This window comes from Muricoccus vinaceus (assembly GCF_042433125.1).
GTDB lineage: Bacteria > Pseudomonadota > Alphaproteobacteria > Acetobacterales > Acetobacteraceae > Roseomonas > Roseomonas vinacea.
In genome coordinates, this window is the sequence record NZ_JBHLVZ010000084.1 from 1 (window position 1) to 23,827 (window position 23,827).

The following is a 23,827-nucleotide window of genomic DNA, read 5'->3' on the forward strand; positions in this document are numbered from 1 at the left end:
GACACCTCCACACTCGCCGACCCCACCGTCGTCAGCGACCTCATCGGAAACCGCGTGGGGTGAGGGAAGTCCGCTTCATCCACGCGAAGAAGCGCGAAGCGAAAGGCAAGTGAGCAGATGGACGGACAAAGCCACGGCATGGAGCCGCACGAGCGCATCCTGAGGAGCCCCAGGTTCCAGGAACTGATCCGACGGCGCTCCGCCTTCGCCTGGACCCTCTCGGCCATCATGCTGGGTCTTTATTTCGGTTTCGTCCTGCTGGTGGCTTTCGCCAAGGACCTCATGGCCGTTCGGATCGGCGGCGGCGTCACATCGCTCGGCATCCTGCTCGGCCTCGGCATCATCGCGACCGCCTTCGTGCTCACCGGCGTCTATGTCGCCCGGGCGAACAGCCGCTTCGACGATCTCACCCGCAGCCTGCAGGAAGAGGTGACGCGCTGATGTCCCGCACCATGAAGCTACTCCTCCCCATGCCCGCGCTGGCCCTGGGCACCGGCGCATGGGCTCAGGCTGCGGGCGGCCCGCCCTCGGTCGCCCAAGGGCTGAACTGGCCGGCCATCGTCATGTTCTTCGTCTTCGTGCTCGCGACCCTCGGCATCACCTATCGCGCCGCCATGCAGACCAAGTCGGCGGCCGATTTCTATGCGGCCGGCGGCGGGATCAGTGGGTTCCAGAACGGACTGGCCATTGCCGGTGACTACATGTCCGCGGCCTCCTTCCTCGGTATCTCCGGGCTGGTCTTCGCCAGCGGCTTCGACGGGCTGATCTATTCCATCGGCTTTCTGGTGGGCTGGCCGATCATCCTGTTTCTGATTGCGGAGCGGCTACGCAACCTCGGCAAGTTCACCTTCTCCGACGTCGCCTCGTTCCGGCTGCAACAGACCCCGATCCGCATCCTCTCCGCCACCGGAACGCTGGTGGTGGTCGCGTTCTACCTCATCGCGCAGATGGTGGGCGCCGGAAAGCTGATCGAGCTGCTGTTCGGCATGCAGTACCTTTACGCGGTGGTGATCGTCGGGGCGCTGATGATCGTCTATGTCGCATTCGGCGGCATGAAGGCCACCACCTGGGTCCAGATCATCAAGGCCTGCCTTCTGCTGGGCGGTGCCACCTTCATGGCCCTGGCCGTGCTCTGGCGCTACGGCTTCAGCCCCGAGGCGATGTTCGCCGACGCGGTGGCCACGCACCCGCGCGGGCAATCCATCATGGCGCCAGGCAACTTCGTGGCGGACCCGGTCTCCACCATCTCGCTTGGCCTCGCGCTGATGTTCGGCACGGCGGGGCTGCCGCACATCCTGATGCGGTTCTTCACCGTGTCCGACGCCCAGGCTGCGCGGAAGTCGGTGTTCTATGCCACCGGGCTGATCGGTTACTTCTACATCCTCACCTTTATCATCGGCTTCGGTGCCATCACCTTCCTGATGAACAACCCCGAATACTTCAACCTCGGGGCGAACGGTGCCTATAACAAGGTCACGGGCCTGCTGGGCGGCACCAACATGGCGGCCATCCACCTGTCCACCGCCGTCGGCGGGTCACTGTTCCTGGGTTTCATCTCCGCCGTCGCCTTCTCCACCATTCTCGCGGTGGTGGCGGGGCTGACGCTGGCGGGCGCCTCCGCGGTGAGCCACGACCTCTACGCCTCCGTGATCGCGCGCGGCCGCTCGAACGAACAGCGCGAGGTGCGCATCTCCAAGGTTTCCGCCATCGTGATCGGCATCGTCGCCATCGTGCTTGGCTATGTGTTCGAGAACCAGAACGTGGCCTTCATGGTGGGCCTTGCCTTCTCGGTCGCGGCGAGCTGCAACTTCCCGGTGCTGCTGATGTCGGTCTTCTGGCGCGGCACCACCACGCGCGGGGCGCTGATCGGAGGATTCCTGGGCCTGATCGGCGCGGTGCTGATGGTGGTGCTCAGCAAGGCCGTCTGGGTCAGCACCTTCGGCTTCGCCGCGCCGCTGTTCCCCTATGACAACCCGGCGATCTTCTCCATGGCCATCGCCTTCCTCGGCATCTGGATTTTCTCTCTTCTGGACCAGAGCGAGCAGGCACGGCGCGAGCGGGCGGTCTTCGATGCGCAATACGTTCGCTCCGAGACCGGCATCGGCGCCAGCGGCGCCCACGTTCACTGAGGCGCCGGGACGCCGGGGGCCACCCACCATGCGCATCGCTTCGCGGGCGGGTGGCCCCTGGGTGAGGGCCGGCCTCGGTGGCTGAGGGCTTCAACACCGCCAACCCGCCCTTTGACCGGCTGAACCATGCGGAGGTCGAGGTTCTCCGGGCCTCGATTGACATCGGCTATTTCGCGCCCGGCGAAACCATCATCGCCCAGGGCGCCGCCTCCGCCCACCTGCACGTGGTGATCAAGGGCGCGGTGGAGGCCCGCCACGCCGGAGCGCTCACCTCGGTGCTGCGGGCCCAGGACAGCTTCGACCCTCGCGCCCTGGTGCACGGCTCGGCCGGCGAAGACTTCGTGGCCGCCGAGGAAACGCTGTGTCACCTGATACCGCGCGCGACGGTGGTGGAGTTGATCGGCCGCAATCCCGCCTTTGCCGCCTTCTTCTATGCCGAAGTATCGCGCAAGCTCGACGCACTCTCGGGCGGGCGGCGTCCGGATGGCTTCGACATGGTGCTGCGCGCGCGCGTGGGGGAAGCCAGGCGGGGAGCCGCCGTCTTTATCGACGGCACCGAGACTATCGAGGCCGCCGGACACCGCATGCGGGATGGAAACATCAATGCGCTGTTCGTCCGGGATGGCACGCGCATCGGCGTGGTGACCGGGATGAACCTGTCCAAGGCCGTCGTGCTGCGCCGCCTTCCGCTGGAGACCGAGATCCGCAAGGTCACGCATTTCGATGTTGTCTCGGTGGAGGCCCACGAGTTCCTGTTCGAAGCCGTGCTTCTGATGACGCGCCATGACAAGCGTCGCCTGGCGGTGCGGCAGGACGGTGCCTTCGTCGGTTTCCTTGAGGATATCGACATCCTCGGGCTGTTCGCCGGCAATCCGCAGCTCATTCCCGGCCGCATCGACCGCGCCCGCGATGTGGACGAGCTGGCTGAGCCCGCGCACGACATCGCGGCCCAGGTGGAGCGCCTGCACCGGCAGGGCATCCGGGTCGAGGCGATCGCCGAGATCACATCAGACCTCAACCGCCGCCTCTTTGCGCGCCTTTATGACCTGCTGGCGCCACCCGCGGTCCGGGAGGGCGGATGCCTGCTGCTGATGGGTTCGGAGGGACGCGGTGAGCAGACGCTGCGAACCGACCAGGACAATGCTCTGCTTCTCGCCTCTCCGGTGCCCCCGGACGAGCTGACCGCCTTCCGCGAAGCCTTTTCCGGCGCGCTGGACCGCTTCGGTTTCCCCCCTTGCCCCGGCGGCGTCATGGTCCGCAATCCCGTGTGGTCGCAGCCGCTGGAGGGCTTCACGAAGCAGCTCCACGCCTGGGTGCTCGACCGCAGCCCGGAGGCGGCGATGAACATCGCGATCTTCTGGGATGCCGTGGCAGTGGCCGGCCGCCGGGAACTGCTCATACGGGCCAGGGCGGCCCTGCTGGAGACGATGCGCGGCGAGGGCGCGCTGCTCGCGCAGTTCGCGCAGCTGACGGAAAGCTTTGCGGCACCCCAGATCGGCCTGCTCGGCACCTTCATGGTGTCGGTCGGGCTGGGCTCGGACGCGATCGACATCAAGCGCGCCGGCATCTTCCCCATCGTGCACGGCGTGCGGGCGCTGGTGATCGAGCGCGGCCTGGTGGCGGAGTCGACGCAGGCGCGGATCGCGGCCCTGGAGCAGGAGGGCGCGCTGGAGGCGCCCTTCGCGCGCGAACTCGTCAGCGCGCTCCGCGTCTTCATGGAACTCCGCCTCCGCGCGCAGCTCGAGGCGCAGCATCGTGGTGCCGCGCGGGAGGATGGTTCGATCCGGCTGGGCCAGCTCTCCACCGCCGACCGCGACCTGTTGCGCGATGCGCTGCGCGTGGTGCGCCAGTTCCGGGAGGTCGTCCGCACCCGCTTCGGCCTCAAGGCGTTCTGAGCATGGGCGGAGCCCGGACGTGAAGCTGCCGGGCCGAGGTCTCCTGCAGGGGCTGCGGCGTCACGTCGGCCTCGCATCCCTCGCCGATCGCGGTTTCGCCTTCTTGTTCGATCCAGGCCCGGCCGGGGAGGTCGTCTCGCTGGACTGCGAGACCACCGGCCTCGACATCCGCCGCGACCAGGTCATATCGGTCGCGGCCGTGATGGTGCGTGGGCAGCGGATCATCACCAGCGAGCGCTTCGAGGCCGTGGTGCGGCCGGATCTCATGCCCCGGGAGGACTCCATCAAGGTCCACCAACTCCGCGCCAGCGACGTCGCGGCCGGGCGGCCGATGGAGGAAGTGCTGCCCGGGCTGCTGCGCTTCATCGGTGGCCGGCCGCTTCTCGGCTACTACATCGACTTCGACATCGCCATGCTCGACCGGCACGTGCGCGCCATGCTGCGGGTCGGGCTGCCAAATCAGCGCATCGAGCTGTCCGGCCTCTACTACGAGCGCAAGTACGGGGACGCCCCGCCGGGCACCGTTCTGGACCTTCGCTTCGCCGCCATGCTGCGCGACCTTGGCATTCCCGACCTTGGCCAGCACGATGCCGGCCGTGATGCGGTTATGGTGGCGATGATGTACCTCCAGCTCCTCGATCTTGCACGGCGCCGGGTGCGGATTCCGCGAACATCGTCGCGCATCGCGGAGACCGCGCCGATCGGTGCATAGCGGCTCCGGGTCTATTCCGCGGACCTGGCCAAGGCGGCGCGGATCTGGGGGCCAGGCCTGCCGGTCCCGGCCTTCGCCATGGCGCGGCGGACAATCGGCACCCGCCCCCCGCCGCGTCGGCCCAGGCCCATCATAAGGGCCGCGCCGGGCGCCAGCACCGCGGCCTCTGGTGCTGGCGTCAGCGAGAGGCTGTCCCGCTCATGCCCGCAGCAGCGCCTCTGCCGCGAGCATCAGCGCCCCCTCCGGCTGCCGGAGGTCGTCGAGGATGCTGAAATGGTCGGCCGCGGCGACGGAGAGCAGCGACCCAGGCGCGCCCAGGGCGGCGCGGCGCGCGTGAAAGTCGCGGGACTGGCGTTGCAGCTCCGGCAGTTCCTCCGCCCCGAAGGCCACCGTCATGGGCTTGGGGCTGACGGGGAGGCGTTGCGGGGAGAAGGTTGCGACCTCCTCCTCCGTCAGCGCCAGCGCGTCGTTCAGCCCCGTGCCCCGGATGGGCTCCAGGTCGAAAATGCCGGAAATGGGCAGGGCGCCTCGCACCAGCGGGTGCTCGGCCAGCAGAGCCGCCAGGTGCCCGCCCGCCGACCAGCCCGAAAGGATCACCGGCCCCGTGATCCCCTGGGACGGCCCTTCCGCCGCCAGCCAGTCCATGGCCCTGCGCATCTGCGCGGCGATCACGGTCATGCTCGCTTCGGGTGCCAGCGTGTGGCTCGGCAGGGCGGCGGACCAGCCCCGCGCCAGGGCGCCCTCCACGATGCAGGAGAAGCGTTCCCGCCCGTTCTTCTGCCAGTAGCCGCCATGGATGAAGACGAGGCAGGGCGCATCGGGCCGGTTCGCGGGGAACAGGTCCCAGCCCTCGCGCGCCGTCGCGCCGTAGAGCTGGTCCATCCCCGCCGGACGGGCAGCGCGCAGGCGTGCGGATTCGGCCGCCCATGCCTCGACCATGGCGCTGCCGCCCGGCACGGCGGCGTTGTTGTTATAGGCGGCGCTGAGCGCCGTGCGGTCCCACCCGCGCCAGACTTGCGTTGCGCTCATGATCAATCTCCCTTTTCAGCGGCAGCGTCCGGGCTCCAGGCCGCAAAAGCTTCCATATGGGCCAGCCCGGGCTGAACCCCGGGGCTTGCGCCGCGCCGCCCGCCGGTATCCCATCCGGCCCGACAGGAGCGCCCCCATGAAAGCCCAGAACGTCCTCGCCACCATTGGCAACACGCCCCATATCCGCCTGAACCGCTTGTTCCCCAATGCCGAAGTCTGGGTGAAGTCGGAACGCTCCAACCCCGGCGGCTCCATCAAGGACCGGATTGGCATCGCGATGATCGAGGCCGCCGAGGCGGATGGCAGCCTGAAGCCCGGCGGCACGATCATCGAGCCGACCTCGGGGAACACCGGCATCGGCCTGGCCATGGCGGCGGCGGTGAAAGGCTACACGCTGGTGCTCGTCATGCCCGAGAGCATGTCCATCGAGCGCCGCCGCCTGATGCAGGCCTATGGCGCGACCTTCGACCTGACGCCGCGCGAGAAGGGGATGAAGGGTGCCATCGCCCGCGCCGAGGAGCTCGTGGCGCAAACCCCTGGCGCCTGGCTGGCCCAGCAGTTCGAGAACCCCGCCAACATCGACATCCATGCCCGCACCACCGTGCAGGAGATCCTCGCGGACTTCCCGGACGGACTGGACGTGCTGATCACCGGCGTCGGCACGGGCGGGCACATCACGGCCTGCGCGCAGGTGCTCAAGCCGAAGTGGCCGGGCCTCAAGGTCTTCGCGGTGGAGCCGGAGGCCTCCCCGGTGATCTCGGGCGGCGCGCCCGCCCCGCACCCGATCCAGGGCATCGGCGCCGGCTTCGTGCCCGCCAACCTGCACGCCGCGCTGCTCGACGGCGTGATCCAGGTTTCCGCCGAGGATGCGAAGGAGCACGCCCGCCGCTCCGCACGCGAGGAAGGGCTGCTGGTCGGCATCTCCTCCGGCGCGACGCTGGCCGCCATCGCGCAGAAGCTGCCCGAACTTCCCGCGGGCTCCCGCGTCCTGGGCTTCAACTACGACACGGGCGAGCGCTACTTCTCGGTGCCCGACTTCCTGCCGGGCTGAGCCGCGCCCGGGCCGCGCCCGCCGCCTGACATCGGGCGCGCTCTCCGCCGCGCTCCCGGCGGCCCCGCTCGTCCGGGGTCCAAAGGCCGCCTCCCGGTTTGCCCGGAGACCGCGGCGCAGCGGGATGGAGCGCGCCCGTGGTGCAGGACCGCTGCGGCCTGATCCTATCCGGCGCCGCGACCGTGCCGGGCGGAGCGGCGCTGGGGCAATCCTCGCCGCCGGTGCGCCTTTCCCTGGGCACTTCCACCTCCCGCGGCGGCCTCCCGGCCTTCGGCGCGGCCTTCGCGGCTGCCGTGACCGCCGCTGACCCGTCGCTCTTCATCGGGCGGCGCAACACCGCTGGCAGGCCTGGGAACGCGCACCTGCTGGCCGAAGGGCGAGTGGACCTCGCCCTCGTGGCCGGGGAGACCGGCGCTGTCGCCTTCTCGGAAGGGGCGCGGGATCACGGTCGCGGCCGCCCTGCATTCCAGCCCCGGCCTCTTCGCCGCCCACGCAGACCTGGCCCGCCACCTGCCCCGGACGGCCTCCCTGGACCTGACGCCCGACACGCCGCTCACCCTCGCGCTGCGCGACGGGCTCGGCCTTTACGGCACGCGATGGGGCTGCGGCGCGGAGGCCTACGGCGCCTGCATGGTCCAGCTCGACAGCGTGGCCGTGCCCTCCTGCACCCTGTCGCTTGAGGCGGTTGCGGGCGCCGGGTGCGGACGGTGGAGGGCCTCGGCACGCGCGCCGCCCCGCACCCGCTGCAACGAGCCTTTCTGGAGGAACAGGCGGGGCAATGTGGCTATTGCCTCTCCGGCATCCTGGTCAGCGCCGCCGCGCTGCTGGACCAGAACCCCGACCCGGACGAGGCGACGCCGCGCGCGGCCCTGGACCGCAACCTCTGCCGCTGCGGCGCGCATAATCGCATCCTTCGCGCCATCCGGCGCGATGCGGCGGGGCTGCGCGGGAGGCCGTGCGGGTGGAGGACGGCACCTTCCTGGCGCTGGATGGGCGCGCGCTGGGTTCCTACTGGTTTGAAGCCGGATCCGCGCTTCTGGACAGCGACGCGCGCGACGATGCCGTGCCGAAGCCGCCCGCTTGCGCGCCGGCCCCTGCGACACGGCCGTCATCGCCGACCGCCCGCGCGGCACCGCGCCCGGTGGGCAAGCCTCAGGCGGAGCCGCGGCCGCGCGGACCCTGCGCCCCGCGTTCTTCCGCCCCTTCATCGCGCACGCCTCCATCGGCCCGAGCTGCGCCATCGCCTGATGGTCCAAGGCGGGCTTGAAGGTCTGGTCGCCTTCCCAGAACATCTTCGGCCTCCGCCGCGACCTCGGCCTGGTCATGGGGCTGCCGGCCGAGCGCATCATCGTCCACCACCCCGCCGCCGCCGGCTGCCATGGCCACAACGGCGCAGACGACGTGGCGCTGGATGCGGCGCTCGTCGCGCGCCATGCCCAACAGCCCCGTCCGCCTGCAATGGAGGAGCAGGTGCGGGCGCTGGGCGTCACGGCGCCCCGCCGCATCGCGGCGCTGCCGAACGTGCCAACAACCGCCGAGGCCGGGATGCCCGGCTTCGAGAGCGTCGGTGGCGACGGGCTTGCCGCGCCTGCCGGCACGCCCGCGCCCATCGTGGAGCGGCTGGGCGCCTCCCTTCTCCGGATGCTCGCGAAGCCCGAACTCCGGCAGGCTCTGGTGGAGCAGGGGGCGGATTCCCCGCCAACCACTCCGGCCGAGTTCGCCGCCTGCATAGCCGCCGAGGTCGCACGCTGGCGCGACGCGGTCCGACTTTCCTGCGCGAGACAGGATCGAGTGCGGGCGCGCGGCGACCGGCCGCGGCTCAGATCTGCGCCACCAGCAGCGGCTGCCGCACCTCGAACCAGTGCCCGAGGCTCGCGAGCGGCTCCGCGCGGCCGAAGAAATAGCCCTGCGCCTCCGTGCACCCGGCCTCGCGGATCTGCTCCAGCTGCGCGCTGCTCTCCACCCCTTCGGCCGTGGTGGTCATACCGAGCTGCGCGGCCAGGCTTGCCACCGAGCGCACGATGGCCAGGCAGTCGTTGCGGGAGGCCATGTCGCGCACGAAGGACTGGTCGATCTTGATCTTGTCGAAAGGGAAGCTGCGCAGATAGGTCAGGGAGGAATACTTGGTGCCGAAATCATCCAACGCGATGCGGATCCCGAGGGAGCGCAGGCGGTGCAGTGTTTCGACGATCGCCTCGCTGTCCTGCAGCAGCGCGGACTCCGTGATCTCCAGTTCCAGGCAACCGGCCATGAAGCTGGACTGGATCAGCGCGTCGCGCACGATGTCCACCAGCGACCCGCCTGCGAACTGCACGGGCGAGATGTTGACCGCGACCTTGATCCCCTTGGGGAAGCCCGCCGCCTCCATGCAGACCCGCCGCAGCACCCACTCCCCGATCTGTACGATCATGCCGGTTTCCTCGGCGATCGGGATGAAGTCCGCCGGCGACACCATGCCGCGCACCGGGTGCCGCCAGCGCAGCAGCGCCTCGAAGCCGCTCAGCCGCCCCCGGCGGATATCGAAGACCGGCTGGTAATGGACCTCCAGCTCCTCCCGCTCCAGCGCGCCGCGCAGGTCACCCTCCAGGTCGATCCGCGCCTGGAGATCGGCCGCCATGGACGCCTCGAAGACCCGGAAGGTGCCTCGTCCGGCCGCCTTGGCACTGTAGAGGGCCACGTCAGCGTGCTTGAGGATGGAATCAGCGCTGGCCGCCGCATCCAGGGCCGTCGCGATCCCGATGCTGACGCCGACGGAAGCCTGGTAGCCCGACAGGTCGAAGGGCAGCGCCAGCACGTCCACGATGCGCTTGGCCAGGGCCTCCACCCGTTCCGGCCGGCAGGCCTCGCCCTCAATCAGGACGGCGAACTCGTCACCTCCCTGCCGCGCGATCAGGTCAACCTCCCGCACGCAGCCGCGGATCCGGTTCGCGGCGGAGCGGAGCAGCTCGTCACCGGCCTGGTGGCCCAGCGTGTCGTTCACGTTCTTGAACTGGTCGAGGTCCAGGAACAGCACGGCCAGCTTGCTGCCCGCCTGGATCGCCTCGGCCAGCCGCTCGTTGAAGCGGCGGCGGTTGGGCAGGCCCGTGAGGGCGTCATGATTGGCCAGATGGCGGATGCGGGACTCGGCGCGCCGGCTGTCCGTCACATCCTCGTAGGTCGCGACCCAGCCACCATCGGCCAGGGGCTGCTGCGAAACGGAGAGCGACCGCCCTTCGTCGTCCTCGCACACGAAGGTGGCCGCCTTGGAACGCGAGGCCAGCTCCTGGTGCTGCGCCCAGGCCGCCTCCGTCGCGCGCTCGCCGAACCCGTGGCAGGTGCCGGCGGTACGCAGCAGCTCCTCGGCGCTCGCCCCGGGCCTTGCAAGACCGGCGGGCAGGCGGAAGATCTCGCTGAAGCGACGGTTGCTGACGATCAGGCGGTGCTTCTCGTCGAACATGCCCAGGCCGTGCGACATGTTGTTCAGCGCCGCCTCGAACAAGCGGTTCTGCCGCAGCAACTCCGCGTCGCGCGCCTCAAGCGTCGTGTTCTGCTCGGTCAACGCGCTGACGGCCTCCTGCACGCGCTCATTGGCGGCCGCGAGGCGCTCGCCCGTGCGGGTGAGGTCGAGCACGAGCGCGCGCACCTCGGCGTTGGAGCGCGCGAGCAGGCGGTTGCGCCAGGATGCGAAGGCCGCGAGCGCCAGGGAGCAGCCGATCAGCGCCACCAGCAGGCCGGAGAAGAGCCATTGCAGCCGGTCCAGTTCCTGGGCGTCGCGCGCCGCGAGATCGGCACCATAGGCATGGGCGATCGAGGCGAGCCGCGCCATCGGGCGGTTCATGCTCTCGAAGCTGCGCATCATTCGGTCGAGCGAGGCGGGGTCGTTCAGCTTTCCGAGCAGGAGCTGCGCCTCATCCGTTGCGGCGGCCAGCTGCCCGACGATGCCATTCAGCTCGGCATGGGAGCGGATGAAGGCACCGGGCTCGCCGCTTCGGAGCACGGAGATGCGATTCTTGACGATGCCGAGCCACATTTCCAGGGCGTCGCGCTCGGCCTCGCCTTCCGAAAGCGCGTAGGCCCCGATCGCTACCTGAAGGCGCGAAACCTCCAGCCCGGCCTGCCCGGCCGTCCAGCTGAGATTGTAGCGGGACACCTTCCCAAGAGCGTTCTGTCGGTCAAAAATCAGATAGGACGCGTAGATGGCGGCCACGGTCAGCACCATGGTCACCACGATGAAACCGACCTGGATCCGCGGGCCGGACAGGATCCGCGCCGACGCCGGCGCGAGGCCGTTGCCTTCCGCCCCGTGCTCTGCGCGGGCCTTCGGCACCGCCCGATCTTTCACCGCACGACGAGCCGGGCGACGGACCAGGCCGAGCGGCTGTAGTAAAGCCGCGACCGCAGGGTGGAATTCGAGTCATAGGGATAGATGATGAACAGGGGTCCGCGGTCGCTGACGGGCATCACGGCCCCGTCCCGGCGGGTCGCAAGCAGCACGCCGAAGCGGCTGATGTCTTCCACGGGGATGTCGGTGGAATAGTCGTTCAGCGCGATCGCCGTCAGGGTTTCACCCTCGGCGCCGACCGCTTCGAGCAGCTTGGCCATGGGGACGCCTTCGAACCGGACGGGCCCCTCGTACCATGGCGTGGTGGTCGTGATGGTCGCCGATCCCAGGCTCTCCAGCATGGCACGGTCAAAGACGGTCTCGTCGCCCCGGTTCTTCACACGGATCTTGCCGGCCACGGTCAGGAGCGGCGCCGGGGCGCGGCGCACCGGCCGCCCCGTCTCGCCCGGAATCGACACCTGCGCCCACGCGCCGACCGGCGCCGCGCCGGTCAGCGCCAGCCCGGCCGCAAGTCCGCCAGCCACCCCGGAGATCATGCTCCGGCGTCCGGGCCGCGCCCCCGTGCAGGGACCACCCTTTCCGTTGCTGACGGTGTTCCGCGTCATCGCGCCGGCATCTCCAGCGAAGCGCACTCGCGCAGGAACTCTTCCTTCAGCGCAGGCTCGGTGGAGAAGGCGCCGAAATAGGCGTTCGTCACCATCCGTCCGTTGGAGGCGCGGATGCCGCGATGCGTGCGGCACAGGTGTGCCGCGCTGATCCGGATGGCCAGGCCGCGGGGCGCCGTGCTTTCCCACAGGAAATCACCGATCTGCTGCACCAGCTCCTCCTGGGTCTGGAATCGCGAAGCGAAATGATCGACGATGCGGTCGTACTTGGAAAGACCCAGAACCTTCCCGCCCGCCGAAGGCAGCACGCCCACGAAGGCCTCGCCCCGGATCGGCATCATGTGGTGCGCGCAGGTGGAGCGGACCTCGATCGGCCCCGTCACGATCAGGCCTTCATAGGCCAGCCGGTTCTCGAAATCGGTCAGGGCGGGCGGCGCCTCGAACCGGCCGCGCATCAGCTCGTTCACCAGCATCTTGGCGACGCGCCCGGGGGTGCCGCGGGTGTTGGGGTCGTTCCGGTGATCAACGCGCAGGATGTCGAGCAGGTCCTCGATCTTGCCGGCCGCGGCGCAGATCATCGCCTCGCGCTCGCCGGCTGTGAGGGACTGCTCGACGGCCTCGTTGGCCGCAACGGAACGGGGTTGCAGCCGTCGGATGGTGACGCTCACTTGGTGGTCTCCCAGAAAGGGTTTGGTTAGGCGTGATGAAGCAGGCGGCGCTCAGCGCCTGCCCCGGTAGACGACGCCCTCGCCCGAGCCCTCCAGGCCTCGCCGAACCTCCACGCTGTCCACTCCCTCAATCTCGCTGTTCAGCCGCTTCCAGATCCACTGCGCGACATTCTCCAGCGTCGGGGTATCCAATCCGTGAATGTCATTGAGATAGGTGTGGTCGAGCTGCTTGCGCACGCCCGCGATCACTGGCTCGACCTCCAGCAGGTCGTGCGACCATCCGAAGACCGGCACGGGTTCACCTGTCAGCACAACCTTCACCTTGAAGGTATGGCCGTGAAGCGGTGTGGTCGGGGTTGTCCTGTGCGCCGCTTCAAAGGTGAACTCATGAAACATCTCAATCATGAATGGCTTTCTCTTGGTGGCCGCGTCCGCTTTGTTAACCGAAGAACGCCGAACAATCGCAAGTAAGTGTTGTAGTCTTTTGTAATCACAGTGTGCGAGTGCGAACACGCGGTGGTGCCATCCAGCGTTTCTCCCACCGAACAGCGGCCCCTCCGGTAAACCTGCCCTGCGGCATGGGCAGAGGCATGGCCCGGCACCGCGAGCCCTCACGACCGCCTGGTCCGACGGAAAGCCGCGGCCGGCCACCGCAAGGGCTCAAGCGGTGCCCCGTGCCACGCCCGCGGGCGACTCAGCGTTGCCCGTGGCTCGCAGCCTCGAACAGGTCCTTAAATTCTCGCGGCTGGGACCTCCAGTACTGCCTTGGCGCATTCACCCGCGCACCGAGCCGGGCCGCCGCGTGCCATGGCCAGCGGGGATCGTAGAGCATGGCGCGCGCGAGGGAGACCCCATCCGCCTCGCCCTTCGCGATGATCGCCTCCGCCTGCTCGGGCTCGGTGATCAGCCCGACCGCGATGGTCGGCAGCCCGACCTCCGCTTTGACCCGCTGGGCGAAGGGCACCTGGTAGCCGGGGCCGAGCTTGATCGCCTGCTGCGGCGAAACGCCGCCGGTGGTGACGTGAATGGCGGCACAGCCCCGCGCCTTCAACGCGAGGGAAAGCGCCACCGTGCCCTCGATGTCCCAGCCGCCCGGCACCCAGTCGGTCGCGGAAATGCGCATCCAGACCGGCCGCTCGGCCGGAAAGGCCGCGCGCACGGCCTCGAAGACCTCGATGGGGAAGCGCATGCGGTTCTCAAGGCTGCCGCCATACGCGTCGGTGCGCTTGTTCGCGATGGGGGACAGGAACTGATGCAGGAGGTAGCCGTGTGCCCCGTGAATCTCGATCCCGTCCAGGCCGATCCGTGCCGCCCGCTCGGCTGCGCGCACGAAATCCGTGCGCACCCGTTCGAGTCCGGCCCGATCCAGCGCGGCGGGCGCATCCTCTTCCGGCGAATGCGGCACCGCGGAGGGCGCCTCCGTCTTCCAGCCGCCCGGCTCCCCCGGCAGGATTTGCGCCCCGCCCTCCCAGGGGGCACGGCTGGAGCCCTTCCGCCCGGCATGGCTGAGCTGCACCGCGACGGGCATGGGCGAATGTGCGCGCAGCGCGCCCAGCACGCGCGCAAGCGCCGCCTCGTTTGCATCGGAGTAGAGCCCGAGATCACCCGGCGAGATTCGCCCGACCGGCGATACGGCCGTGGCCTCCAGGATCATCAGTCCCGCGCCCGACAGGGCCAGGTGGCCGAGATGGATCAGGTGCCAGTCGCCCGCCGCCCCATCCTCCGCCGAGTACTGGCACATCGGGGCGATGACGATGCGGTTCTCAAGGCGCAGGCCGCCGAGTTGAAGTGGTTCGAACAGGCGGCTCATCCGGCGCTCCATGCTTCCCGCCCCCGCGGAGGCGCCCGACCCTGGCGCAACACCGACGCGCCCGGCAAGCCCGGCCGGGATGCGCCCGCCCGCGGGCGCGCCGCGCGGTTCTTCCCGGATAACCTTCCGGAGAGGCGGCACCGCGCGAGAACGGGGGTGGCGCGCCGCCGCAGCAGTGACGATGTAGGGTGGAACGCAGTTCGGGGTTCAGGCCATGGCACGATCGATCGACGAGGGGGCGGTGCCGCTGACCCTGCGGCCGCAACCGGGCGACTACGCCTTCGACCTGGACCGCGCGCTCTCCGCCGTGCTCACCCTGCGCGCCCGGGTGCCGGAGGACGCCTTCACGGCGAAGACCCTGGGCACGGAGCGCATCGGCAACGCCGTGCTCATCGGCGAGGACGGTTTGCTGCTGACCATCGGCTATCTCGTCACCGAGGCGGATGAGATCTGGCTCACCACCGCCGAGGGGCGCGTGGTGCCCGGCCACGTACTCGGCTACGACCAGGTGACGGGCTTCGGCCTCGTGCAGGCTCTGGGGCGGCCGGGTGTGCCGGCGCTCGCACTCGGTGATTCCGGCCGCGTGCAGGTGGGGGACCGCGTGGTCTTCGCCGGCGCCGGCGGGCGGCCGGGGGCGCTCGCGGCACGGATCGTCGCCCGGCAGGAATTCGTGGGCTACTGGGAGTACCTGCTGGACGACGCCCTCTACACCGCCCCCGCCCATCCCCTCTGGGGCGGCGGGGCGGTCATCGGGCCGAAAGGCGACGTGGTCGGCATCGGCTCCATCCAGCTCGGCCACGACCCCGGCGATGGCCGGGTGCGCGTGCTGAACATGAGCGTGCCGACGGACCTCCTGAAGCCGATCCTGGAGGACCTGCGCACCCTTGGCCGTCCCAACCGCCCGTCCCGGCCCTGGCTGGGCGTCTCCGCCAGCGCGGATGACGGGCGTGTGGTGCTGATCGGCGTCACAGCCCAGGGCCCGGCCGCACGGGCCGGGCTGCGCAAGGGCGACCAGATCCTCGCGGTGGCGCAGAAACCCCTCGCCGACCTCGCGGACTTCTTCCGCGGCATCTGGTCGCTCGGGGATGCCGGGGTGGACGTTCCCCTGCTCGTGGATCGCGAGGGCGACCGCTTCGAGGTCAGCGTCACCTCCGGCGACCGCCAGCGCTTCCTCAGGTCCGCGCCGCTTCATTGATGGCCTCGGTTCGGGCCGCGCGCAACGCCGCTCCCGGCACCCAGACACGGCCATCGAACAGGCGCCGTGCGGTGCGGTAAAACGAGCCGGCGAGCGCCACCCAGGCGCCGTCCTCCCGTGTCACCTCCGCCCCGACCGTGAGCACCCCTGAGGGCATGCCCAGCCGCAGCGGTCCCGTCGCCTGGGCAGGCGCCAGTGCCTCGGCCACCACCGTGCCCGCGATCCGCGCGGCGACGGCGGTGCAGAGCGAGCCGGTCAGAGGCAGGGCGCGATGCGGCTGCCCGTTCGAGATGATCCGAACCGTCAGGTCCACCTCCTCCGCGCTCAGCTCCTCGCCCGACAGGGTGCGCGCGCGGGCGGGCGGCGCCACGAACCCCACGTAAGGTACGGTGCTGACCGCCCGTGCCGCCTCCGCATCGGGCGCGATGCCCATCGCCACCGAGGCCTGCCGGCGGATGGCGTCGAGCAGTTCCAGCATCGTGCGATCGGCGTCGAGCCGCTCCGGCAGTTCCGTGCCCTCCAGCCCGATGTCGCGCGCCCGCACGAAAACCGCAGCGTTGGCAGCATCCACCAGCGAGGCCTCGATCGTCCCGAAGCCAGGCACCTCCAACCGGTCCAGCACGCGGCCGCTGGGCAGCAGGCGCCCTGTGGTGGCCCCGCCCGGCCGCAGGAAGTCCAGCTGCACCGGCGCCCCCGTGCCGCCGACGCCGGGAATGGCCAGGGCCCCGTCGTAGCGCGCGCGCCCCTCCTCCACCTCGAAGGTGTTGTGGATGATCTTGCCGGTGTTGGTGTTGAAGATCCGCACGGTGGCCAGGCCGTCCGCGGCCCGCACAAGTCCTTCATCCACCGCGAAGGGGCCGACCGCGCTGCTCATGTTGCCGCAGTTCCCGCGGTAGTCGACCCGTGCCTCGCGGATCAGAACCTGGGCGAAGGTGTAGTCCACATCGGCATCCGCCCGCGCGGAAGGGGCCAGCACGCAGACCTTGGACAAGGAGGAAACGCCCCCGCCCATGCCGTCCAGCTGCCGCCCATGGGGATCGGGCGTACCCATCGCGGCGGTGAACACCCCGTCCCAGGCGCGGCGATCCGCCGGGAGGTCGCGCGCATGGAACATGATGGCCTTGCTCGTGCCGCCGCGCATGAACACGGCCGGGACCGATCGCTGGATCATGGGGCTTCCTCCTCGGGGCAAACGCGTCCGGCAAAAGCTCACCCGCTCCGGTGCGCGCGGCAATGGGGTCCAACGACCTTCTCCCTTGCGCGTTCTCCCGGCTCTTCCGAGGAGCGGCCCATGAACGCGGCATCCGAGCAGCGCCTGTTTGAGGCCCTCGCCACCATTACCCGGGCCTTCGCCGATGGCGGCGTCCCCAGCCTGGCCCCGGCCGGGGCGGAGGCGGCCGGCCCGGCCGACCCCTCCCCCGCGATCGACGCGCTGAACCCGGAAACCCGCGAGGTGCTGGGCGAGGCGGCCCTGGCCGTTGCCTTCGGCGCCTTCGCCTCGCGCGGGGGGGATGGCGGCACCATGCACACCCTGATCGCGGCCCTGGGCCTCATGGCCATCCAGTGCGGCGAGGAGCCCGACCCGCCCGCGGAGATCCTGGCCATCGCGGCGGAGGACGGGCGGGTGGAGGAGGAAATCGATCGCGCGGGCGAAGCGCTGGACGAGGAATTCGGGAAGGACGCCGCGCCGGACGCGGTGATCGGTGCGCTCGAAGCGCGCATCCTCGGCACGGCCGTCACCCTAGCGGGCTGCACCATGCCGGACGGGCCGGTGGACCAGAGCATCGTCCGCCTCCGTGCCGCGCGCGCCCTGGCGCGGCTTGCGGCCGGCATGATGGCGATGAGTCTGGCCGGCCGGGCGGAAGCGGCCTTGCCCGCGGAAGCGGCGGCGCCCGCCCAGCCGGCGGGGAAGCCGTAGCCCAAGCCCGGCCGCGCGCAACCGGCACGTTCTCCCACGGGCGGGCCGGGCGTCGCCTCAGATGAGCTGGCCCCGGAGAAAGCCCAGTGCCGGCAAAGGCCGCCAACTGCGCGGCAGGTCCGCGCGCCGGATCGGCGAGACGCTGTAGTTGGGAACGGGCAAGCTTGAACTTCGGAGAAAGGCGGCATAGGCGCGCACCTCCTGCTCCCGCCAGTTCCGGTCCGCATCCGCCGCGGCACGGCTCGCATAGATTTCCGCGATCCTCGTCTTCCGTCCGACGGCGGCCACCACCGCCCAGAGCTTGTCGTCGCGCGCCCCGCTCAAGCTTACCACCCGGGCGGAGGACGGCTCGTTGCCCGCTGGGTTCATGCACGCGGCCTCCCTTGTGCGGCGCTGAGGCGATCGGTGTAGGGCTTCATCGGTTCCATCTGTGATTGTGCCGCACCGCGCACAAGGCTTCACCGCTCAGGCGGGAAGCCGTTAACCCGCTCCCCCTTCGTGAGTTAATGCCGGGGAACATGGGACCTGCCCCGGCCACCCTCCCGCTGGCGCTGCGCGCCGCCACCCCCCGCCCACTGCACACGGGACCGCCGCGTGAATGAACCAGCCGACCTTTCCAGCCTTGGAACCGCCTTCCGGCTCAAGGTGACCCTGGCCGAGGCGGTCCCCCACCCGGCCTGGCGCCGTGCGGGCCAGGCCGCCCTGGATGTCGTTCGGGCAGGCCGGCCGGTTCTGCTGCTGGGCCCGCCAGGCTCCGGAAAGACCCTGCTGCTGCAGGACATCGCGCGCCGCATGAGGGAAGCGGGCAGCCCCGTTCGCTTCTTCGACCCCGGAGGGGCACGGGTGGACGGGTCGAAGGGCGAAATCCTGCTGGTGGACGAGGCGGGCTCCCTCGGTGCGCCCGCGCTGGCGGATCTGGCGGCGCGCCAGGCTCCCTTCGTGCTGGCGGCCCTGCCCGCTTCCGCTGGCGGGCTCACCGCGGCGATCCCGGCCCTCGTGCCCGTGCCGCTCGACCCCCTCACCGAAGACGAGGTGGCCGATTTCGCCGCCGCCCGGCTGTCCGCGGCGGGCCAGCCCTCCGACCTGCTGGAGCCCGGCGCCGTCCGCGCCCTGGCCCTGCGATCGGGCGGCCTGCTCCGGCTCGTGAACACCCTGGGCGGAGCCGCCACCTTCCTGGCGGGAATGGATGGCGCCGCGCAGGTTACCCGCCGGCACGTGGAGGAAGCCGGCGCGATGCGGGAGGGTGCCGCACTGCCGCTCCCTTCCGTGCCGGCGCCGATGGCCATCGAGGCGACAGCCACGCTTCCCGCGCCGCAGGCCGAGGCCGCCGCCCGCCCTGCCCTGTCGCAGGCCGGCGCCACGGGGCGCCGCCGGGCGCGCGCCCTTGGCGCGATCGCGGCGCTGGCGGTGCTGGCCGTGCTGTCTGGCCTGGCCCTTCTCGGGGCCTCGGCCCCGGAAGGCCCAGCCCGGCCGCAAACCTACGATACCGTTCCCTACCCGGTTCCACCGTCGGAGCCGGCCCCGGCCGAAGCCGCCCCCCGTGCCCCGCCGCCAGCCACCCGCCCGCGCCAGCCGCGTGCCGAGCAGGCGGCGGAAGCGGCCCCGCCGTTGCCCGCTCCGCGCGACGCGGGCGCGGGCCGGGTGGCCCGCACACCAGCCGAGGGGGCCGCCACCTTCCGGGGCACGGTGTTCAACGAAACCCTGCGGCAGGGCGGCCGGCTGATGCTCTCCATCCGGCCGGCGGGGCAGCCCGGCGCGGTTTCCGTCCGCTTCGAGGCTTCCTCGGGCCTGATCGGCTCGGGGGAGCTGTTTGGCACGCTCGACACCGAAGGCCACCTCGCGGCCTCCGGCACGCTGCTGATGGGCCGCAACCCGCATGACACGGAGCTGCGAGGCACCATCAGCGGCAACAGCCTGAGCGGCGCGGCCAGCTTCCAGCGGCCGGCCATGGCCACTGGCCGGACGCGAAGCACCTTCCGCCTCGCGCGCGAATAGGGACGGCGGCGGGCGTTACGCCCCGCCGCTCAGCGGGCTGGCATCCGCCAGGATCGGCTGCAGCGCGGCGAGCTTCGCCTGGTTCACCGTGCGCCAATCATCGCCGAGGATGCCGCCCGTGTCACCCGAATCCGGGTTCCAGGACCACCAGGTCCAGCTCATGCCCTGCTGCCCGGCGGCGATGTCCGTGCGGCCATCCGCGTTGAAGTCGCCGTCCAGGTAGGAAACCAGGCGCGACAGCCAGGTCACGTCCTTCGGATCGGAAAGGCGCGAGCCGAATTCCCCGAGCAGCACGGGCGCGATGTTCTGGCGGTAGATGTAGCCCCAGTGGTCGGTGAACACCTTCTCCAGCCCGTCGGCGAAGTTCGCCGCACCGAACCAGGGCTGCGGATACACCGAGTTCGGGTAATCGTGGGGCGAGTACACGACGTGGTTCGCCACGTTCAGCGTCACCGGGTTGGTGGCCACGCCCGTCAGGTCGCCGCCCCACCAGTAGTTCTGCCCCGTACCCTCCACGATGATCAGCCAGTCCGGGTTCACCGACTGGATGGCGTTGCCCGCGCGGGTCGCCGCCGCCTCCCAGTCATTGGCGCCGCCGCCGCCCCAGACCGCCGCACCGTGCGGTTCGTTCGCGAGGTCGCCGCCGATCACCGTGCTGTTGCCGGCATAGTGCTGCGCCAGCATCTTCCAGTTCTCGATCCACTTCGCCTCGCCATAGGATGCGTCGTACCAGAGCCCCTCGCCGTTCGGCCCGTCGCCGGCGGAGCTGCGGTGATGGTCCAGGATCACCTTCATCCCGATCCGGCCCGCGTAGTCCACGATCTTGTCCATCAGGGCGAGGCCGCTCAGCCCCCGCAGGTCAGGGTTCAGGTTGTAGTCGATGCCGTTCGGCGTGTTGCGCGCGGGATCGAGAAGCTGGTCCGAGTAGGGCAGGCGGATGGTGTTGAAGCCCAGCTCCTTCATCTGGTCCATCATGGAGGTGTAGCCGCGCGCGAAGAGCCCGTGGGGGGCGAAGGTGGCGGTCTCGAAGCCGAACCAGTTCACGCCCGCGATCTTCACCGCATGCCCGGCATCGTCCACGATCTGGTTGCCCTGCGTGTGGAAGAAGCCCTGATGCCCCGTGGCAGGCGGCGGCGTCACCACCGCGGCGTCGTTGTCGAGGATGGTGCCGGTGGCCGTGCCCCGCGCGATGGTGGCACCCGAGGCCGCCGAGAGCACCACGGAATAGCTTTCCGTCGCCTCCTGCACGAGGTCGCCGAGCACGGCCACGTGGATCAGCTTGCTGACCTCGCCCGGTGCGAAGGTGACGGCCCCGCTGGCGACGCTGAAGTCGCTCCCCGCGAGGGCCGTGCCGTTCGCGGTGGTGAACGCCACGCTCACGGCAGCGGTGGAGGCCTGCGACAGGGTCAGGGTGAAGGCCTGGTCCAGGCTGCCGGCATTGCCCTCCGTCGCGGTGGCGTCGGCGATGGACAGCGCCGGCACCACGGCAACCGGCGGTGGCGTGCCCGCGGCCCTGTCGTTCAGCGTGAGCTGGGCGACGTCATGCCCCGCCGTCGTGCTGGCCTGGAAGCCGAAGGACACGGAGGAGGCGGGCGCGACCCCGCCGTTGTAGGAGAGGTTTTGCAGCACGTAATGCGTGCCGACATGCGAGACGATCTCGGCACCCCAGATGTTGGTGATGGTGAAGTTGGCATCGAAGGCCACCGTCCAGCCATCGAGCCGCATTGACGTCGCCCCGACCTTCACGTCCGCGGTGAAGCCGCTGCCCCAGTCGCTGGCGACCGCGTAGCTCACGGTTCCGGCCGTGGCGGGCACCGTCGGGGGTGCCACGTCGTCGTTCACGATGGTGGCGGTGGCGGCGGCCCGCGCAAGCGTCGCGCCGGACGCGGCCGAGAGCGCCAGCTGGAAGGTCTCGTTCGCCTCCGCCGCGGTGTCGCCGAGCACGGCGACGCTGACGGTCTTGCTGGTCTCGCCCGCGGCGAAGCTGAGCGTGCCCGTGGTCGCCGCGTAGTCCGTTCCCGCCTTGGCCGTGCCGTCCTGGGTGGCATAGGCCAGCGACACCGCCGTGGTCGCCGCCCTGGACAGGTTGACGGTGAAGGTCGCGAACTTCTGGCCGACACTCCCCTCCACGACGGAGATGTCGCTGACCGTCGCCGCCGGCAACACCACCGGGGCCGTGTCGTCGTTCAGGATGGTTGCCGTGGCCGCGGCGGCGGCCAGCGTGGTGCCCGTGGGGTTCGACAGCACCAGGGCGAAGCCCTCGTTCGCCTCCACGGCCGTGTCGCCGTTCACGGCCACGCGGATGAACTTGGTCGTCTCCCCCGGCGCGAAGGTCACCGTGCCTGTGGCCGCGGCATAGTCCGGCCCGGCCAGCGCCGTCCCGTCGCGGGTCGCGTATGCCAGGGTCACGGCCGAGGCCGAGGCCTTGGACAGCGTGACCTTGAACAGGGCCTCCGTCTGGCCAGCATTCCCCTCGGTGACGGAGACATCCGCCACGCTCGCCGCCGGCAGGTCCACCGGGGGGGGCGGGTTCCCCCCTGTGGCCTGGCCGTTGACCGTGAAGGAAGCGGGTGCCGCCCCAGGGGAGGCGAGGAAGCCGAAGGACACCGCCCCGCCCGCCGGCACCGAGGCATTCCAGGCGAGGTTGCTGATGACGTAGTGGCTGCCAACATGGGACACGATCCGGGCGTTCCAGATCTGGGTGATGTCGAAGGTGGCATCGAACTCCAGCGTCCAGCCGTTGAGCGCCTGATCAGGGGTGAGCGCCACGCTCGCCTGAAGACCCGTGTTCCAGCTGTTGGTGACGGAGTAGGTGACGCGGTTGGCCATCGGGGCTTCCTTGCATGCCGCCGGCGCGGCGATCACGGGTTCTTGTGGCGAACCTAGAGGTACGCTCGGCCCAGGATCAATCCGTTTCCGGGTTGAAAAAGCCGACGCACTGCACCCTTGCTCCGCGAACGGTCTCGCGCGGCGTAAGCATGGCGGCAGCGGCAACTACCCCTGATTGTGGGCTCGCCCCCGGCTGGCCGCTTGGCGCCGCGCCTTGGAACCGCGCCGCACCCGGTCAGGCAGGCGTGGCCATCCAGCCTGCCAGCACCCCGATGCCATGCATCAGGTCCGCCACGTCCATGGCCTCCGCCGGGTTGTGGCTGCCGTTCTCGTTTCGCACAAAGATCATCCCCATCGGCACCCCCGCCTGCGCGAAGGTGGCGGCGTCGTGAGAGGCGGGGCTTCCCAGCGGCTGCCAGGGCACGCCCAACACCCCCGCCGCCGCTTCCAGCCGGGTGCGCACCGCCGGCGCGACCGGCCCGACGGGAGCGGAAGCGCGCGCGCCGAGCTCGAAACGCACGCCCCGCCGGTTCTCGATATCGCGCACCAGGGAGAGCACCGCCTCCTCCAGGGCCGAGAGAACGCCGGCGTCGTAGGCCCGGACGTCCAGGCTCATCAGGAAGCGGCCGGGCACCGACGTCATGCCATGCAGGGCGGCATCCGTGTGGAAGCGCCCGATCGTCGCCGCCATGGGAACGCCACGCGCCTCGTGCTCCGCCCAGATCCGGTCCAGCCCGGCCGCGAAGTCGGCCCCTGCCAGGGCCGCGTCCCGGCGGAAGCGGCGGGGCAGGCCGACATGCGCCTGCTCCCCCGTGATCACCATGTCCGGATAGCGGAAATTGCCTGGAATGCCCGTGCCGATGGCCAGGGGCAGACCGGCCTCCACAAGGCTCGGCGCCTGCTCGATGTGCAATTCCACGAAGCCGCCGATCCCGGCGGCGTCCAGGTGCCGTGCGCCCCCTCGCAAGGCCGCGACGTCCGCGCCCCATTCCGCCATGTGTTCACCCAGGCTGCGCCCGCTGTCGATCCGCCTGGCGCCATCGAGCGCCCCGGCGGGCAGCAGGCCGAAGGCGCTGCGGCTGCCGACATAGGAGACCTGGAACCAGACGCTTTCCTCCGCCCGGATCGCCATGACCACCAGATCCTGCGGCGGCACAGGCATCACCTCCCGGATGGCCACCAGCGCCGCGAGCCCGGCCACCACCCCCGCGGCACCGTCGAAGTTCCCGCCCTGCGGCACCGAATCGAGGTGCGAGCCGGTCATCAGCACGGGCGCGGAGCGGTCGCGCCCGGCCAAGGTCACATAGGTGTTGAGCGCCGCGTCCCGGCTTACCTCGAAGCCCAGGGCGGTGGCCCGGTCCGCGAGGAGGCGATGCGCGAAATCCTCGCCTTCGCCGTAAGGCGCCCGCGTGATGCCCGGGTTGCCAGGGGAACCCTGGCGCAGCGCCTCGAACATCTCTTCCACCAGGAATCGCGTGGCGGCCACGGATGGTGCGAGCGTTACGGGGATCGCGGCGTTGTTCATGGTGCGGTGGCCTTGGACCGTGAGCGGAAAACAGGGGCAGGCAGCCCCGCCGCCCCCGCGCCGGATCACACATCGCGCTCCCGCCGTCCACCATGGCCCCGGTCGTGGCCAGGGCCATGGAAGGCCCCTGCCCCGTTCACCGCAT

At 70.5% G+C, this 23,827-nt stretch carries 19 protein-coding genes and 2 pseudogenes; 11 read left to right on the forward strand and 10 right to left on the reverse strand.

Annotated features, from left to right (window positions below; all coding sequences use genetic code 11):
* Positions 1 to 117: 117 nt before the first annotated feature.
* The 4 genes from ACFFIC_RS23180 to ACFFIC_RS23195 all read left to right on the forward strand — a co-directional run bounded on the left by ACFFIC_RS23180 (position 118) and on the right by ACFFIC_RS23195 (position 4,736).
* Positions 118 to 441 (forward strand): DUF485 domain-containing protein, encoded by a 324-nt coding sequence (locus tag ACFFIC_RS23180; RefSeq protein ID WP_377054817.1) that lies wholly within the window; start codon positions 118 to 120, stop codon positions 439 to 441.
* Positions 441 to 2,129, forward strand: coding sequence for a cation acetate symporter (locus ACFFIC_RS23185; protein ID WP_377054819.1), 1,689 nt, complete (start codon positions 441 to 443; stop codon positions 2,127 to 2,129). Before ACFFIC_RS23180 ends, ACFFIC_RS23185 begins: the two co-directional genes overlap by 1 nt.
* 77 nt (positions 2,130 to 2,206) lie before the next feature.
* Positions 2,207 to 4,024, forward strand: coding sequence for a DUF294 nucleotidyltransferase-like domain-containing protein (locus ACFFIC_RS23190; RefSeq protein ID WP_377054821.1), 1,818 nt, complete (start codon positions 2,207 to 2,209; stop codon positions 4,022 to 4,024).
* A gap of 19 nt (positions 4,025 to 4,043) precedes the next feature.
* The gene (locus tag ACFFIC_RS23195) at positions 4,044 to 4,736 is read left to right on the forward strand and encodes a 3'-5' exonuclease (RefSeq protein WP_377054823.1); all 693 of its coding nucleotides are present in this window, start codon (positions 4,044 to 4,046) and stop codon (positions 4,734 to 4,736) included.
* Between the two features lie 198 nt (positions 4,737 to 4,934).
* On the opposite strand, the gene ACFFIC_RS23200 is transcribed toward ACFFIC_RS23195, so the two are convergent.
* Positions 4,935 to 5,765, reverse strand: coding sequence for an alpha/beta hydrolase (locus ACFFIC_RS23200; protein WP_377054825.1), 831 nt, complete (start codon positions 5,763 to 5,765; stop codon positions 4,935 to 4,937).
* Between the two features lie 136 nt (positions 5,766 to 5,901).
* Here ACFFIC_RS23200 and cysK point away from each other — a divergent pair, with 136 nt between their 5' ends.
* The 4 genes and pseudogenes from cysK to ACFFIC_RS23220 all read left to right on the forward strand — a co-directional run.
* Positions 5,902 to 6,816 carry a cysteine synthase A gene (cysK, locus tag ACFFIC_RS23205; RefSeq protein WP_377054827.1) on the forward strand — a complete coding sequence of 305 codons (915 nt, stop codon included), beginning with the start codon at positions 5,902 to 5,904 and terminating at the stop codon, positions 6,814 to 6,816.
* A gap of 707 nt (positions 6,817 to 7,523) precedes the next feature.
* Positions 7,524 to 7,682, forward strand: a pseudogene (locus ACFFIC_RS23210) (2Fe-2S iron-sulfur cluster-binding protein); the annotation flags it as partial.
* A gap of 214 nt (positions 7,683 to 7,896) precedes the next feature.
* Positions 7,897 to 8,064, forward strand: coding sequence for a hypothetical protein (locus tag ACFFIC_RS23215; RefSeq protein WP_377054829.1), 168 nt, complete (start codon positions 7,897 to 7,899; stop codon positions 8,062 to 8,064).
* A gap of 210 nt (positions 8,065 to 8,274) precedes the next feature.
* Positions 8,275 to 8,562: pseudogene (locus ACFFIC_RS23220) on the forward strand (tripartite tricarboxylate transporter substrate-binding protein); the annotation flags it as partial.
* 73 nt (positions 8,563 to 8,635) lie between these two features.
* Here ACFFIC_RS23220 and ACFFIC_RS23225 read toward each other — a convergent pair.
* From ACFFIC_RS23225 to ACFFIC_RS23245, 5 genes are all read right to left on the reverse strand, one after another.
* Positions 8,636 to 11,122: a putative bifunctional diguanylate cyclase/phosphodiesterase gene (locus ACFFIC_RS23225; protein WP_377054831.1), complete on the reverse strand. Its 2,487-nt coding sequence runs from the start codon at positions 11,120 to 11,122 to the stop codon at positions 8,636 to 8,638.
* Positions 11,123 to 11,133: 11 nt separating this feature from the next.
* Positions 11,134 to 11,673: a molybdopterin-dependent oxidoreductase gene (locus tag ACFFIC_RS23230; protein WP_377054833.1), complete on the reverse strand. Its 540-nt coding sequence runs from the start codon at positions 11,671 to 11,673 to the stop codon at positions 11,134 to 11,136.
* 65 nt (positions 11,674 to 11,738) lie between these two features.
* Positions 11,739 to 12,410, reverse strand: a complete 672-nt coding sequence (gene folE, locus ACFFIC_RS23235; protein WP_377054834.1) for a GTP cyclohydrolase I — start codon at positions 12,408 to 12,410, stop codon at positions 11,739 to 11,741.
* Between the two features lie 51 nt (positions 12,411 to 12,461).
* Complete coding sequence (locus ACFFIC_RS23240) at positions 12,462 to 12,815, reverse strand: 6-pyruvoyl trahydropterin synthase family protein (protein ID WP_377054836.1); 354 nt, start codon at positions 12,813 to 12,815, stop codon at positions 12,462 to 12,464.
* A gap of 289 nt (positions 12,816 to 13,104) precedes the next feature.
* Positions 13,105 to 14,220: an NADH:flavin oxidoreductase/NADH oxidase gene (locus tag ACFFIC_RS23245; protein ID WP_377054838.1), complete on the reverse strand. Its 1,116-nt coding sequence runs from the start codon at positions 14,218 to 14,220 to the stop codon at positions 13,105 to 13,107.
* A 214-nt stretch (positions 14,221 to 14,434) separates the two neighbouring features.
* Between ACFFIC_RS23245 and ACFFIC_RS23250 the strand changes: the two genes are divergently transcribed.
* Complete coding sequence (locus tag ACFFIC_RS23250) at positions 14,435 to 15,415, forward strand: S1C family serine protease (RefSeq protein WP_377054840.1); 981 nt, start codon at positions 14,435 to 14,437, stop codon at positions 15,413 to 15,415.
* Here the strand turns inward: ACFFIC_RS23250 and ACFFIC_RS23255 are convergent.
* Positions 15,393 to 16,586, reverse strand: a complete 1,194-nt coding sequence (locus ACFFIC_RS23255) for a 2-methylaconitate cis-trans isomerase PrpF family protein (protein ID WP_377054842.1) — start codon at positions 16,584 to 16,586, stop codon at positions 15,393 to 15,395. The genes ACFFIC_RS23250 and ACFFIC_RS23255 overlap by 23 nt on opposite strands.
* Positions 16,587 to 16,706: 120 nt before the next feature.
* On the opposite strand from ACFFIC_RS23255, the gene ACFFIC_RS23260 reads away from it, so the two are divergent.
* On the forward strand, positions 16,707 to 17,333 hold the full coding sequence (locus tag ACFFIC_RS23260) for a hypothetical protein (protein WP_377054844.1): 627 nt from the start codon (positions 16,707 to 16,709) through the stop codon (positions 17,331 to 17,333).
* Between the two features lie 57 nt (positions 17,334 to 17,390).
* Here the strand turns inward: ACFFIC_RS23260 and ACFFIC_RS23265 are convergent, their stop codons facing one another.
* Positions 17,391 to 17,702 carry a hypothetical protein gene (locus ACFFIC_RS23265; protein WP_377054846.1) on the reverse strand — a complete coding sequence of 104 codons (312 nt, stop codon included), beginning with the start codon at positions 17,700 to 17,702 and terminating at the stop codon, positions 17,391 to 17,393.
* 225 nt (positions 17,703 to 17,927) lie between these two features.
* Between ACFFIC_RS23265 and ACFFIC_RS23270 the strand changes: the two genes are divergently transcribed.
* Complete coding sequence (locus tag ACFFIC_RS23270; RefSeq protein ID WP_377054848.1) at positions 17,928 to 19,328, forward strand: hypothetical protein; 1,401 nt, start codon at positions 17,928 to 17,930, stop codon at positions 19,326 to 19,328.
* Positions 19,329 to 19,343: 15 nt separating this feature from the next.
* Here the strand turns inward: ACFFIC_RS23270 and ACFFIC_RS23275 are convergent, their stop codons facing one another.
* Positions 19,344 to 22,157: a Calx-beta domain-containing protein gene (locus tag ACFFIC_RS23275; protein ID WP_377054850.1), complete on the reverse strand. Its 2,814-nt coding sequence runs from the start codon at positions 22,155 to 22,157 to the stop codon at positions 19,344 to 19,346.
* 235 nt (positions 22,158 to 22,392) lie between these two features.
* On the reverse strand, positions 22,393 to 23,682 hold the full coding sequence (locus ACFFIC_RS23280; RefSeq protein WP_377054852.1) for a hydantoinase/carbamoylase family amidase: 1,290 nt from the start codon (positions 23,680 to 23,682) through the stop codon (positions 22,393 to 22,395).
* Between the last annotated feature and the right edge of the window lie 145 nt (positions 23,683 to 23,827).